Origin of the sequence: Ilumatobacter sp. (assembly GCF_039969435.1) — a bacterium.
Taxonomy (GTDB): Bacteria; Actinomycetota; Acidimicrobiia; order Acidimicrobiales; family Ilumatobacteraceae; genus Ilumatobacter_A.
On the sequence record NZ_JBDVNU010000036.1, the window covers coordinates 640,626 to 653,298 of the forward strand.

A 12,673-nucleotide genomic window follows, 5' to 3' on the forward strand; every position below is an offset into this window, starting at 1 on the left:
CCCTGGTCGAGGTTCCCGTCAGTGGGAGCTGTCGGAGTCCCAGAGGAGACGGAGGGCGTGCGGCAGGACGTCGATCACGGCGTCCAACTGCTCGACACAGCCCTTCGTGCTCCCGGGCGTGTTGACGATGATCGCGTCGCCGAGAACTCCGGCCACACCACGGGACAGGCGTCCGAGCGGGTTGCACGAGCGCATCGCCTCGGCGATCCCGGGCGCTTCACGCTCGATCACCGCTCTCGTTCCTTCGGGAGTCTGATCCCGAGGAGCGAACCCGGTCCCTCCGGTCGACACGACCAGCCCGGCGAACCCGGCGCACATCTCCCGGAGCGCGTCGGCGACGTTCTCGGTCCCGTCGGCGGTCACCCGCCGTTCGACCACCTCGAAGCCGTTGTCGCCGAGGAACTGGGCGAGGGCTTCTCCGCTGCGGTCCTCACGTGTCCCGTGGACCACGCCGTCGGAACAGGTGAGGACCTTGGCCGACTGTCGGACGTCGCTCATGGGCGTCGACGGTACCGAATCATCACCATTCCGTCGGTGTCGGCGTCCTGCGGAAGCACCCGCCAGCCCTGACGATGGCGCCGCCAACGGCCCGACGGGGGCTCGGTGTCGTCGACCTCGAACCCGTCGGGCGTGGTGTGGTCGACCGATTCGGCGTCGAGCAACGTGCACACGGAGTACACGAGTCGTCCGCCCGGCGCGACCATCGCCGCTGCCGACGTGAGCAACTGCGCCTGCAGGCGCGCCAGGTCGCGAACGTCCGTCGGTTCGATCCGCCAGCGGGCGTCGGCTCGTCGTCGCAGAGCCCCGAGGCCCGAACACGGCGCGTCGAGCAGCACGGCGTCGAAGGTGCCGGGGCGGAACGGCGGACGGATGCCGTCCGCCGTGACGACGGGCAGATCGAGCTCCAGCCGATTCGCGTTGTCCTGGACCAGGACGGCCCGGTGCGCCTGGCGATCGGACGCCACCACGGTCGCCCCGGAACCGGCCATGGCCGTTGCCTTCCCACCGGGGGCCGAGCACATGTCCAGGACCCGCTCCCCCGCCGTGGCCTGCACGGCGTAGGCGACCCAGAGCGACGAGAAGTCCTGCACGTATCCGTCGTCACGAGCGGTCACGCCGGGGGCCTCGTTCATCTTCTCCAGTGCACCGACGGCGTCGTCGCCGAGGTCGGCGGTCAGCGCGTCGAGGATCCACTCCGGATAGCTCAACCGTGCCGCATCGGACGGCCAGACCATGTCGGCCACGTCGAAGTCGGCGATCCGGCGCAGGACGGCGTTGACGAAACCTCTGGTCTTAATCGGTGCGAGGTCGACGGTCTCGCTGACCGCAGCGTGGACGGGGACCCCGGCGAACGCCATCTGGTACGCGCCGAGTCGCAGGATCGAGCGGGTCTGTTCGTCGGGGGACGAGTGCGCGAAGCGGTCCACGATCGCATCGCACGCCCGCCGCATCCGGGTCGAGCCGTAGACGAGTTCGGTGGCGAACTTGCGGTCCTGGACCGAGAGGGTCGATGCGTCGAGCGCCGGTCCGAGCACGAGGTTCGCATACGCGCCGTCGTTCTCGATCCGCCGGAGCACGTCGAGCGCCACACCACGCGCCTTCTTGCGTGCGGCGGTGCGTGACGTCGGCTTGGCCTCGGTGATCCCGGCATCGGTCTTCCGACCGGTCTGCAACATGGCTCGACGCTGCTTCCGGTTGAGCGACACTCCTGTGGGCGGTGGCAACATCTCGCCGGCGCCGGGTGGGGGGAGGTCGCGCTGATCAGACATGGTCGAACAACTCGCCGTCGGTCGGTCGGGCACCGTTGCGCCATGCAATGAAGTCCATCGGATCCTTGCCTTCCGGCTGCACCGTGACCGGCACGACGACACCGTCGACGAGATCGGCCTCGACGATCTTGAGGCGCTTGCCTCGGAACGTCGTCCAGGCTCCGCCGACCCGGATCCGCCGGTGCACGTCGACGGGCGGCTGTTCCCAGTCGATCTCGAACTCCGCCCTGTCGAGTTTGTGCGCGTAGTGGGGCTCACCCTCCTGGGGCCGCGCGTCCTCGATCCACTCGGCGAGGGGACGCGCGATCGTGTCGACCAGGAGTCGACAACCGATGTCGTTCAACCGGATGCGGAGTTCGTCGGCGGTGACGTCGTCGCCGATGGGGACGCGTTCCTCTGCGTAGATCCCGCCCGTGTCGAGTCCCTCTTCGAGTCGCATCACGCCCACTCCGGTCTCGGCGTCCCCGGCGAGGATCGCCCGCTCGACGGGAGCAGCGCCACGCCAGCGCGGCAGGAGCGAGTAGTGCAGATTGATCATCGGCAGGGCGTCGATGAGATGAGGCTGGATGATCCGCCCGAATGCGACCACGACGCCGAGCTCGGCGTCGGCGGACAACGCATCGTCGGGGTCGTGCGAGACCGCCAACCCCATGTCGACCGCTGCCGCCTTCACGGGGCTGGGCGACAGGGCGCCGCCCCGCCCACGCTTCTTGTCCACGCGGGTGATGACCAGGACGATGTCGTGTCCGGCGGCGACGAGCGCACGGAGCGGCGGCACCGCCATCTCCGGCGTGCCGAAGTAGACGAGGCGCATCTACTCGGCGCGCAGACGACGCAGGATGCCGCCGCGTTGCGCAGCGGCCGCATCCGTGGCGGCCTGCTCTTCGATCCTGCGGTATTCCCTCAACGCTTCCCTGCGCTGGTCGCCTTCGAGGCGGTCGAACATCAGCACGCCGTTGAGGTGGTCGATCTCGTGTTGGAACATGCGCGCTTCGAGCTCGTCGGCCTCGATCTCGATGATCTCGCCGTTCAGGCTCACACCGCGCACCAACACCTGCTTGGGCCGCAGCATCTCGACGTACAGCCCGGGAATGGACAGGCAGCCCTCGTCGAACACCCACTCACCGTCGCCCTCGACGATCTCGGGGTTGATGATCGCCAGCGGCTCGTCGTCGAGGTCCCACACGACGACCTGCTTCTGCACGCCGATCTGCGGTGCCGCCAGGGCGATGCCGTTCCCGGAATCGACCAACGTGTCGAACATGTCCTCGACGAGGCGGATGACCTTGCCGTCGACGTTCTCGACCGCTGCCGCCTTGCTCTTCAGCACCGGATCGCCGTATGTCCTGATCTTGTACGACATTGGTGCCAGGCTACGAGCCATGACGGAGATGCCACGGGGAGCGAGGCCGGACGAGACCGGCGACACGCACTACTTCGAGGATCCGACGATCGCATCGGACCCGGTCGTGGTCGACGTGACGCTCCCCGACACGGCGTTCACCATGGAGACCGACACCGGGGTGTTCAGCCGCGGCCACCTCGACGCCGGCACCTCGCTCCTGCTGCGCGCCGACGTCGCGCTGGCGTCGACCGGTCACGTGGTCGACCTGGGCAGCGGCACCGGAGCGATGGCATTGACCATGGCTCGGCGATCACCGGACGCGACCGTCTGGGCGGTCGACGTCAACTCGCGGGCACGCGCCCTGTGCGAGCGCAACGCCCGCCGCAACAAGTTGACGAACATCCGCGTCGCCCACCCCGACGACGTGCCGGTCGACGTCGAGTTCTCGACCATCTGGTCGAATCCGCCGATCCGGATCGGCAAGGCGGCGATGCGGGCACTGCTGATCGCATGGATCGCCCGGCTGGCCGACGACGGCACCGCCTGCCTGGTCGTGCAGAAGCACCTCGGCGCCGACTCGTTGCAGCGGTGGCTGACCGACCAGGGGCATCCGACCGAACGAGTGGCGAGCAAGTCGGGCTTCCGCCTCCTCGCTGTCGCTCCGGCCTGACGACCATGACGGCACGGCGACCTCGATCGGAGCGGTGCCTCAACCCGAGATGACGTCGGGGGGAGGCGCGTCACTCACGAACGAGAGTCGCTGGACCGCACGAGTCATGGCCACGTAGAGCAGACGTGCGCCGCGTGCCGTGTGGCCGACGTCGGTGCCTTCACCGAGGATGTCGTGCGGGTTCACCACGACCACGCCGTCGAACTCGAGACCCTTCACCGCGTGGGGTTCGAAGAGGGGGACCTCCGCCGGACCGAGTTCGTGGACGTGGTCGACGGCGACGAGATCGACCTCGGCGAGCGATGCGGCGATCGACGCGTGCAGTCGGACCGGCGCGACGACTCCGGTCAGCTTGTGCGTCCGCTTGGTCTCCCGTGTGGCATCGGCGGTGCGCTGCGCGACGGAGGACGACGACCCGATGTCCCACGACGGTGCGTCGCCACCGAGCCGGACGCTGCGACTCTCGGTCGCATCGACTCCCGTGAGCGGGAGCAGTCGGTTGGCGACCCTCAGCACGGGCTCGGGGACGCGGTATCCGATCGTGAGGTCGGCGACGACTCCGGTGGAGCCCCCCGGGCTGAGATGTGCGAACACGTCGGCCCACCGTTCCTGACCTGCCGGCGTGGTCGACTGCGCCACGTCGCCGACGAGCGTCATCGACCCGGCCGGGCTCCGCCGACCGATGACCCGCAGTGCGACGTCGGAGTGGTCCTGGGCTTCGTCGACCACCACGTGGCCGTACGTGAACGGCGAGCCGTTGAGCAGCGAGTTCGCCTCGTCGACGAGCATCTGGTCGGCCTCGGTCCACACCCGCTTCCTACCCTTCGGACCGGGCAGCATGGCATCGACCAGCTTGATCGGCTTCTGGGTCGGCCAGGCCTTGGTGATCGCGGACTTCAGCGGACCGCAGTTCCGCCACACGTCGTCCTTGCCCGACCTGCGGAGCATCTCCCGCTTGGCGATCGCCGTGAGCCGGGCCCGACGTTCGTTGATCGGCGCGTTCCCACCGACCGCGGTGGCGATCCACTCGGCGAACTCGCCGGCGGTCACCACGTGGTTGCGCACACCGATCGGTACCACGATGTCCTCGTCCGGCGCGACGATCGCCTCCACGGCAGCCCTGTGGAGGTCGTCGAGTCGGTCGGACGACCCCTTCCACCGGGCGACGTCGGCATCGTCCGTGCCGGTCACGTCGACTCGGGGGATGCACAGCTCGTGTGCGGTCGCCTGACGAACGGTGCGCTCGCCGAGCGAAGGAAGGACGTTGGCGATGTAGTCGAGGAACGCCTTGTTCGGCCCGACCACGAGCACACCGTCACGTGCCAGACGGGCTCGGTGCTCGAACAGCAGGTACGCCGCCCGGTGCAGCGCCACCGCCGTCTTGCCCGTGCCCGGCCCGCCCTGGACGATCAGCACCTGATCGATGTCGGAGCGGATCACCACGTCCTGCTCGCCCTGGATCGTGGCGACGATCTCGCGCATCTCACCGCTGCGTTCGGCGCCGATCTCGGCGAGCACCGGGTCCGGGATCCCGGCCGCCGAACCGGCTGCGTCCGGATCGTCGAGCTGCTCGTCGAGATACGCGATCAGCTCGCCGTCATCGAGCGTGAACCGGCGGCGGAAGGCGACGCCCAACGGGTCGACGGCGGTCGCACGATAGAAGGGCGCCGCGATCGGGGCACGCCAGTCGACCACGACCGGGTCGTGCGAGTCGTTCTCGATGTGGCGCCGCCCGACGTACCACGAGCCGTCGAAGCCCGAATCCTCGTCGCCGTCGATCCGGCCGAAGAAGTCACCGGCGCCCGGGCTGCGCAGCGTGTCGAGGGCCTCGGCGACCGTGACCTCGACGTACTCCTGGGTGATCGTGTCGGCTGCTCCGGCCGGATCGACCGCCTCGAGACGTTCGATCATTCCGTCCCGCGACGTGCGCGCGAAGGCCAGGTGTGCTCGCTCGGCGGCGAGTTCGGGAAACAGCTCGGGGTTCACAGGGCGTGCGACACTATCGAGCATGGACACCACTCGGGTCAGAGGTTGCGAGATCGGACACGACCGGTCCGGATCGGGCATCGACCTCGTCTGGGGTCACGGCCTGACGCAGAGCCGCTCGCTGGAGGACCTGATGGGACTCGTCGAGTGGGCGGACGTTCCGGCCACCGTCGTGCGCTACGACGCGCGGGGACACGGTGACTCCGAGTCCACGCCCGACCTCGACGACTACGGATGGGAGTCCCTCGCTCTCGACCAGCTCGCACTCGCCGACGCCCTTCGAATCGACACCTACGTCGCCGGCGGAGCGTCGATGGGGAGCGCCACGGCGCTCCATGCCGCAGTGGCCGCACCGGATCGGATCCTCGGGCTGGTGCTCGTCATCCCGCCCACGGGCTGGGAGGCCCGGTCGGGCCAGACCGATGTGTACGAACAGGGTGCGCAGATCGTCGAGGCCTCCGGTGTCGAGCCGTTGATCGCCGCGGGCGCTCTCGTTCCGCCTCCGGGTCCCTTCGTCGGAGACCCCGCCTACCGGATGCGCCGAGCCGATGCGATGCGCAGCTGGGACCCGCAACGACTGGCCCGAGCGATGCGCGGAGCGACACGCGCTCAACTCCCCGACCGGGAGCGCATCGCCGAGATCGCCTGCCCGACCCTGATCCTCGCCTGGACCGGCGACCCCGTCCACCCGGTGGCGACGGCCGACGAACTGGCCCGACTGATCCCGCACGCCGAGTACCACCTCGCGTCGTCATCCTCCGACATCTCCGGCTGGACCGATCTCATCGGATCGTTCATCACCATGATCCGACCGAGTCGGTCCGTCTGATTCCGAACGAATCGGACCGACGTGCGTCAGATGCGCGGCGGGTCGACCGCGACGCGGACTCGTGAACCCGGTGGACGCGTGGTCGCGTTGACCGCGGTGCCCAGAGTGGTCCAGTCCCGAGCACGGATCAGGTGACGATCGTCTCCGTCGCCTCCGACCTGCACGAACTCCCGGTCCAGCTGCGACACCACTTCGTCACTGAACGCTCCGGTGATCGAGGCCAGCGCACCATAGGGGGGCAGCCCGAGCATCGACCGTCGTTCACGCTCCGCATCGACCACGACCTGGGGATCGCCGGTGGAGGCGGCACGCAGGACCTCGTGATCCGGCTCGAAGGTCTGGACCAGCACGGTCGGCGCCAGGCGGCCGGCGCGGACGATCAACGCCAACGCCTGCTCCGAGGCCCTGAACCGCGGTGCCAGCATCTCGGAGTCGAACTCGAGGAACGCGACCACGTCGACCGGCGGCACCCGGTACAACGCGGCCTCCGTGCCGACGTACAGGTCCGAGCGCACGGGTGACGCGTCGTCCTTCGCGGTCACGACGACGACCCGTCGATTGGCCGCTGCCTCCAGTTCCTCTCCGATGCGCGTCACCCCTGGCCGCAGGTTGGCGAACGCGCCCGCGCCGCACTCCTGGCAGACCGGTGGTCGAACCGTCGCGCACCGTCGACACGCGAGTCGACCGTCGTCGCGGAGCCCGACGGCTGCGTCGCACGTCTCGCACCGCACCAGCGCCCTGCAGGTCCGACACGCCAGGACCCGGGCGCGTCCGGTGATGTTCGAGATGCACAACACACGCTGCAGAGGGTCGCGGATGCGCTCGATCAGTTCGGCGGTGACGAGGCCCTTCTTCCACGGGTCGTCGTCGGTGCGGTCCACGATCTGCACGGTCGGCCACCCGTGGCGCTCGCGCTCTGGCGACGGATGCACCGGGCCGTCAGGCCCCGCGAGTTCCTCCACGGCGACGAGGGTGGGAATCGGTGAGATGAACACCGCCGGCACGCCCGCCCGCAGACATCGCTCGGCCACCACGTCACGGGCGTGCCACGTGGGCGACCGCTCCTCCTGGAGCGCCTCGTCGTGTTCGTCCACGACGATCGCCGCAGCCAATCCAGCGCACGGCATCCACGCCGCGGTGCGTGTACCGACGACGACGTCGACCCCGCCGGCGGCCATGGCCCAGTCGTCGGGAACCAGTGCGACCGTCGCTCCGGATCGTCGCAGCCTGGATGCGAGCAGCTGCGCGTCGGAGTGCGTGGGGACGACCACGAGCGTCGGACCCACGTCGATCGCCGACAGGATCGACGGCAGGACGTCGCTGCGCGGGGGAAGCCGCAGCACGCCGCCGCCCGTCGACAGCAGTTGCGAGGTCGCCGGTGACGACGGGGCAGGTGACTGTGCGCGCCGATGTGGCGCCGGCAACACTCGGACCGCCCGCTTGGGCGAGGCCGCCACGAGGAACGGACGGATCCGTCGTGCCGCCCATCGTACGTGGGCCCATTCAGCGAGTTCGATGAGCTCGGGTGACGGGCCGTGGCCGGTCACCTTGGCGATCGGCTTCACGTCGGCGACGTCGACTCCGGGCTCGTCGAGCACCGCCGTGACCCAGCCACCGATCCGCCGACCGTGGAGTTCCACACGCACGATCGTTCCGACCTGCACGTCACCGAGCAGGTCGTCGGGGATCGAGTAGTCGAACGGCTTGTCGAGGCCGGTCACGTCCGGCAACACCCGGGCGAAGCGGGGCCGATCGACGTGGTGTGTGCTCATCCGGCGTCGAACGAACGGTGTGCGAGACCGGACGACGACCCGGTGGTGCGTGGCCAGGCGGGCCGTGACCAGGTGGGGCGGGACCAGGAGGTGCGTGCCACCGGATGGTCTCGCAGGTCGGTCAGGCGCCGATGGCGGACGAGAACTCGTCGAGCTTGCCGAGTTGTTCCCACGGGAACTGGTCGCGACCGAAGTGGCCATACGCGGCCGACGCCTTGTAGATCGGACGCTTCAGGTCGAGGTCGCGGACGATGGCGCCGGGGCGCAGGTCGAACGTGGCGCGCACGGCGGCCTCGATCTTGGCCGGATCCTCCTTCGCCGTCCCGAACGTCTCGACGAGGATGCTCATCGGCTGTGCCATGCCGATCGCGTAGGCGAGTTGGATCTCGCAGCGGTCGGCCGCACCCGACGCCACGACGTGCTTCGCGACCCACCGACCGGCGTATGCAGCCGAGCGGTCGACCTTGGACGGGTCCTTGCCGGAGAACGCGCCGCCACCGTGGCGGCCCATGCCACCGTAGGTGTCGACGATGATCTTGCGGCCGGTGAGGCCACAGTCGCCGACCGGGCCACCGATGACGAAGTTGCCGGTCGGGTTGATGTACACCGCGTAGTCGTCGTCGGCGAACTGCTCGGGGATCGTCGGGCGGATCACGGCGTCGATCAGGTCGGGGCGGATCACCGTGTCACGGTCGATGCCGTCCTGGTGCTGCGTCGAGATGAGCACGGCCTTGAGTGCAACGGGCTTGCCGGCCTCGTCGTACTCGAACGTGACCTGGGTCTTGCCGTCGGGGCGGAGGTAGGGGATCTGACCGCTCTTGCGGACGCTCGACAGCCGCTCGGCGAGACGGTGCGCCGTGTGGATCGGGAGGGGCATGAGCGCCTCGGTCTCGGTGCACGCGTACCCGAACATCATTCCCTGGTCGCCCGCGCCCTGCGCGTTGAGCTGATCCTCGCCGGAGCGGCCTGCGCGGACCTCCTCGGAGGTGTCGACGCCCTGGGCGATGTCGGGGCTCTGCTCGTCGAGGGTGACCATGACCCCGCAGGTGTTGCCGTCGAACCCGTACAGGGCGTTGTCGTAGCCGATGCCGTTGATCGTGTCGCGGACGATCTTCGGGATCTCGACGTACGCACTGGTGCTGATCTCGCCGGCGACCACGCACAGACCGGTGGTGACCAGGGTCTCGCACGCGACACGGGCGTCGGCGTCCTCGGTGAGGATCGCATCGAGGATCGAGTCGGAGATCTGGTCGGCCATCTTGTCCGGATGGCCTTCCGTGACGCTTTCGGAGGTGAACGTGTAGTTGGCCATGATTCAGTGCTTTCCTGTCCGTGTGTCGTTCGCTCGCGAGGCGCGAATCTCGATGATCGTGTCGATGACGACCCGTGCGACATCTCGCTTGGCGGCGAGGTCGATCTCGACAGGCTTCGCGTCGGGCCGCAGCAGCGTAACCGCGTTCGTGTCGTGAGCGAACCCCACCGAGGGGGCGCTCACGTCGTTCGCGACGATCAGGTCGAGGTGCTTGCGTTCCAGCTTGGACTGCGCATTCGCGATCAGGTCGTCGGTCTCGGCGGCGAACCCGACGAGCACCTGCCCGGTCGGCTTGGTCGCCCCCAGACCGGCGAGGATGTCGGGCGTCGGCTCGAGCACGATCTGGGGTGGTCCGTCGTGCTTCTTCAACTTGTGGTTCGCGACCGACGCCGGGCGGAAATCGGCAACGGCTGCGGCCATCACGATCACATCGGCTCGGGCGGCTCGCGATTCGATCGCTCCCTGCATCTCCGCAGCGGTTTCGACGGACACCACCTCGACCCCCGACGGAGCGGGGAGCGCCACCGTGGACACGAGCGTCACCGACGCCCCACGCGACGCCGCTTCGGCGGCGACGGCGTACCCCTGCTTGCCCGAACTGCGATTCGCGATCACCCGCACCGAGTCGATCGGCTCGCGGGTCCCTCCCGCCGAGACGATCATCGACACACCAGCGAGTTCGCCCGACCCGAGGACCCGCTCGGCAGCGGCGACGATGGATTCCGGTGAGGCGAGGCGTCCGGCTCCGACATCGCCGCCCGCCAGTCGACCCGACTCCGGCTCGACGACGTGGACACCGCGGCGTCGCAGCACCTCCATGTTGTCGACGACGCTCGGGTGTTCCCACATCTCGGTGTGCATCGCGGGACACACGATCACCGGCGCCCGCGTCGCGAGGAGTGTGTTCTGCAGCAGGTCGTGGCTGTAGCCCATGCGATACGCGGCGATGCACTTGGCCGTGGCCGGAGCGACGATGATCAGGTCGGCGCCCTGGCCCACCTTCGTGTGCGGAATCGGCGTGGTCGGGTTGTGCCAGAGCTCGGTCTGGACCGGCTCGGAGGCGAGCGCCGAGAGCGTCGTCGTGCCGACGAAGTGCTGTGCGGCGTCCGTCATGATCGGCACCACGTGGGCGCCGGAGTCGACGAGACGTCGGCAGATCTCGACGGCCTTGTAGGCGGCGATTCCGCCCGTGACCCCGAGGACGATCCGCTTGCCCTCCAGCGGGCTCACGATGCGCTCAGTCGCTGCTCTCGGCGGCGTCGGCGGCGGCCTGTGCCTCGGCGTCGGGATCGTCCTCGATCTCGGGGAGTTCGGGCTCCACGGGCGCCTCGGTCCAGACGATCTTCTTCTCGGCGATCTCCTGGAAGGCGATCGAGATCGGCTTGCGCGCGGTGGACGACACCTGAGGCGGAATCATGCCGCCGAGACCCTCGCCGAGCTGGTTGAAGTACGAGTTGATGTTGCGCGCTCGGCGGGCGGCCAGCGTGACCAGCGTGAACTTCGAATCGACCTTGTCGAGCAGGTTCTCGATGGGGGGGTTGATCATCGTGTTGTGGTCGAGAGCCATAGACGCCCGAGCCTATCGTCGGATCGCACGGCGCCACTGCGTCGGGCCCGGACGAACCCGCCGGACGAACCCTCCGACGAACCCGCCGACTCAGTGCCGTTCCTCGCGCGACGCCAGCCGCAGGATCGCGTAGGCGAGCAGACCGGCGGTGGTGCTGGCAGCGAGGATCCCCAGCTTCGCCGACCGCAGGAGGTCTGCATCGTCGAACGACAGCCCGGCGACGAAGAGTGCGACCGTGAAGCCGATCCCGCCCGCGGCGCCGACGCCGAGGATGTGCAACCACCCCGTTCGTTGCGGGAGCCGACCGACTCCGAATCGCACCGCCAGCCACGTGAAGGACACGATGCCGACGATCTTGCCGATCACCAGCCCTGCGGCCACACCGGCGAACACGTCGACGTCGAGGCCGGCGGTGGACACACTGACGCCGGCGTTGGCGAGGGCGAAGATCGGCACGATCAGGAACGACACCCACGGCGTGAGGTGGTGCTCGACCCGGTCGAGTGGCGACGCGACCTCTCGGACGTAGGTGGCGATCTCCACGGGAACGTTGTGGTCGGTCCGTTCGAAGTGTCGCACGGCCTCCTCGATCCGTTCCCCGAACCGACTCGGGTCGTGGAACGGGTGAGCGGGTGCGAGGAGGCCGAACACCACGCCGACGATGGCGGCCTCGACACCGGCCGAGTGCAGCGAGTACCAGCACACGGTGCCGAATGCGAGGTACGGCACGAGCGATCGGACCTCGAGGCGTCGAGACACGTACGCGCCGACGATGCACGCCACGGCGGCCCCGAGCCACGCGAAGCTGACTCCTTCGGCGTAGAACACAGCGATCACGACGATGCCTCCGATGTCGTCGACGACGGCGAGGGTCAGGATGAAGATCCGCACACCGAGCGGCACCCGGCTTCCGGCGAGTGTGACCACACCGACGGCGAAGGCGATGTCCGTCGCGACCGGCACGCCGAATCCGTCGGTGGCACCGCCGAGGTTGAACAGGATGTAGATGGCTGCCGGGACGATCATGCCTCCGAGCGCCGCCACCGCCGGAAGCGCTGCCGCCCGTCGGTCCCGCAGCTCACCGTGCACGAGTTGGCGCTTGATCTCCAGGCCGACGACCAGGAAGAACAGCGACATCAGGCCGTCGTTGACCCATTCGTGCACGGTCAGGTCGAGGTCGATCACGCCACCGACCCGGAGTTCGATCGGCGTCTCGAAGAACCTGACGTACGACGCGTCCCACGGCGAGTTGGCCCAGATCAGGGCGATGATGGCGCCGGCGAGCATCACGACCCCACCAGCGGTCTCGACCGCCATGAATCGGCGGACCGGTTGGATCACCCGTCGGGGCACCGGCCGGTCCGATGCCGAGTACGCGGGCCTCAAGGCGTTGTTCACCCGGGTATTCAATCGCTTCCGCGAC

12 protein-coding genes are annotated in these 12,673 nt (G+C 68.8%); 2 read left to right on the forward strand and 10 right to left on the reverse strand.

The window, feature by feature from the left end; translation table 11 throughout:
- Positions 1-18 precede the first annotated feature (18 nt).
- From ABJK40_RS20285 to def, 4 genes are read right to left on the reverse strand one after another with little or no spacing between them, the layout of a single operon-like run.
- The gene (locus ABJK40_RS20285; protein ID WP_348482565.1) at positions 19-498 is read right to left on the reverse strand and encodes a MogA/MoaB family molybdenum cofactor biosynthesis protein; all 480 of its coding nucleotides are present in this window, start codon (positions 496-498) and stop codon (positions 19-21) included.
- The gene (locus ABJK40_RS20290; RefSeq protein WP_348482566.1) at positions 495-1,769 is read right to left on the reverse strand and encodes a transcription antitermination factor NusB; all 1,275 of its coding nucleotides are present in this window, start codon (positions 1,767-1,769) and stop codon (positions 495-497) included. Before ABJK40_RS20290 ends, ABJK40_RS20285 begins: the two co-directional genes overlap by 4 nt.
- The gene (locus tag ABJK40_RS20295; protein ID WP_348482567.1) at positions 1,762-2,583 is read right to left on the reverse strand and encodes a methionyl-tRNA formyltransferase; all 822 of its coding nucleotides are present in this window, start codon (positions 2,581-2,583) and stop codon (positions 1,762-1,764) included. The genes ABJK40_RS20290 and ABJK40_RS20295 overlap by 8 nt, the downstream gene beginning before the upstream one ends.
- Positions 2,584-3,132, reverse strand: a complete 549-nt coding sequence (gene def / locus ABJK40_RS20300) for a peptide deformylase (RefSeq protein WP_348482568.1) — start codon at positions 3,130-3,132, stop codon at positions 2,584-2,586.
- A 19-nt stretch (positions 3,133-3,151) separates the two neighbouring features.
- Between def and ABJK40_RS20305 the strand changes: the two genes are divergently transcribed.
- Positions 3,152-3,784, forward strand: coding sequence for a methyltransferase (locus tag ABJK40_RS20305; RefSeq protein ID WP_348482569.1), 633 nt, complete (start codon positions 3,152-3,154; stop codon positions 3,782-3,784).
- Positions 3,785-3,823: 39 nt separating this feature from the next.
- Here the strand turns inward: ABJK40_RS20305 and ABJK40_RS20310 are convergent, their stop codons facing one another.
- Complete coding sequence (locus ABJK40_RS20310; RefSeq protein ID WP_348482570.1) at positions 3,824-5,770, reverse strand: AAA family ATPase; 1,947 nt, start codon at positions 5,768-5,770, stop codon at positions 3,824-3,826.
- A gap of 22 nt (positions 5,771-5,792) precedes the next feature.
- Between ABJK40_RS20310 and ABJK40_RS20315 the strand changes: the two genes are divergently transcribed.
- Entirely contained in the window at positions 5,793-6,599 is an 807-nt protein-coding gene (locus ABJK40_RS20315; RefSeq protein ID WP_348482571.1) for an alpha/beta fold hydrolase, read from the forward strand.
- 26 nt (positions 6,600-6,625) lie between these two features.
- Here the strand turns inward: ABJK40_RS20315 and ABJK40_RS20320 are convergent, their stop codons facing one another.
- The 5 genes from ABJK40_RS20320 to nhaA all read right to left on the reverse strand — a co-directional run bounded on the left by ABJK40_RS20320 (position 6,626) and on the right by nhaA (position 12,648).
- A complete protein-coding gene (locus ABJK40_RS20320; protein ID WP_348482572.1) occupies positions 6,626-8,371 on the reverse strand; it encodes a hypothetical protein in 1,746 nt (581 codons plus the stop codon).
- Positions 8,372-8,492: 121 nt separating this feature from the next.
- Positions 8,493-9,683: a methionine adenosyltransferase gene (metK, locus tag ABJK40_RS20325; RefSeq protein WP_348482573.1), complete on the reverse strand. Its 1,191-nt coding sequence runs from the start codon at positions 9,681-9,683 to the stop codon at positions 8,493-8,495.
- A 3-nt stretch (positions 9,684-9,686) separates the two neighbouring features.
- On the reverse strand, positions 9,687-10,913 hold the full coding sequence (gene coaBC, locus ABJK40_RS20330; protein WP_348482574.1) for a bifunctional phosphopantothenoylcysteine decarboxylase/phosphopantothenate--cysteine ligase CoaBC: 1,227 nt from the start codon (positions 10,911-10,913) through the stop codon (positions 9,687-9,689).
- Between the two features lie 7 nt (positions 10,914-10,920).
- Positions 10,921-11,250: a DNA-directed RNA polymerase subunit omega gene (gene rpoZ / locus ABJK40_RS20335; protein WP_348510384.1), complete on the reverse strand. Its 330-nt coding sequence runs from the start codon at positions 11,248-11,250 to the stop codon at positions 10,921-10,923.
- A gap of 90 nt (positions 11,251-11,340) precedes the next feature.
- On the reverse strand, positions 11,341-12,648 hold the full coding sequence (gene nhaA, locus ABJK40_RS20340; RefSeq protein WP_348482576.1) for a Na+/H+ antiporter NhaA: 1,308 nt from the start codon (positions 12,646-12,648) through the stop codon (positions 11,341-11,343).
- Positions 12,649-12,673: the final 25 nt, after the last annotated feature.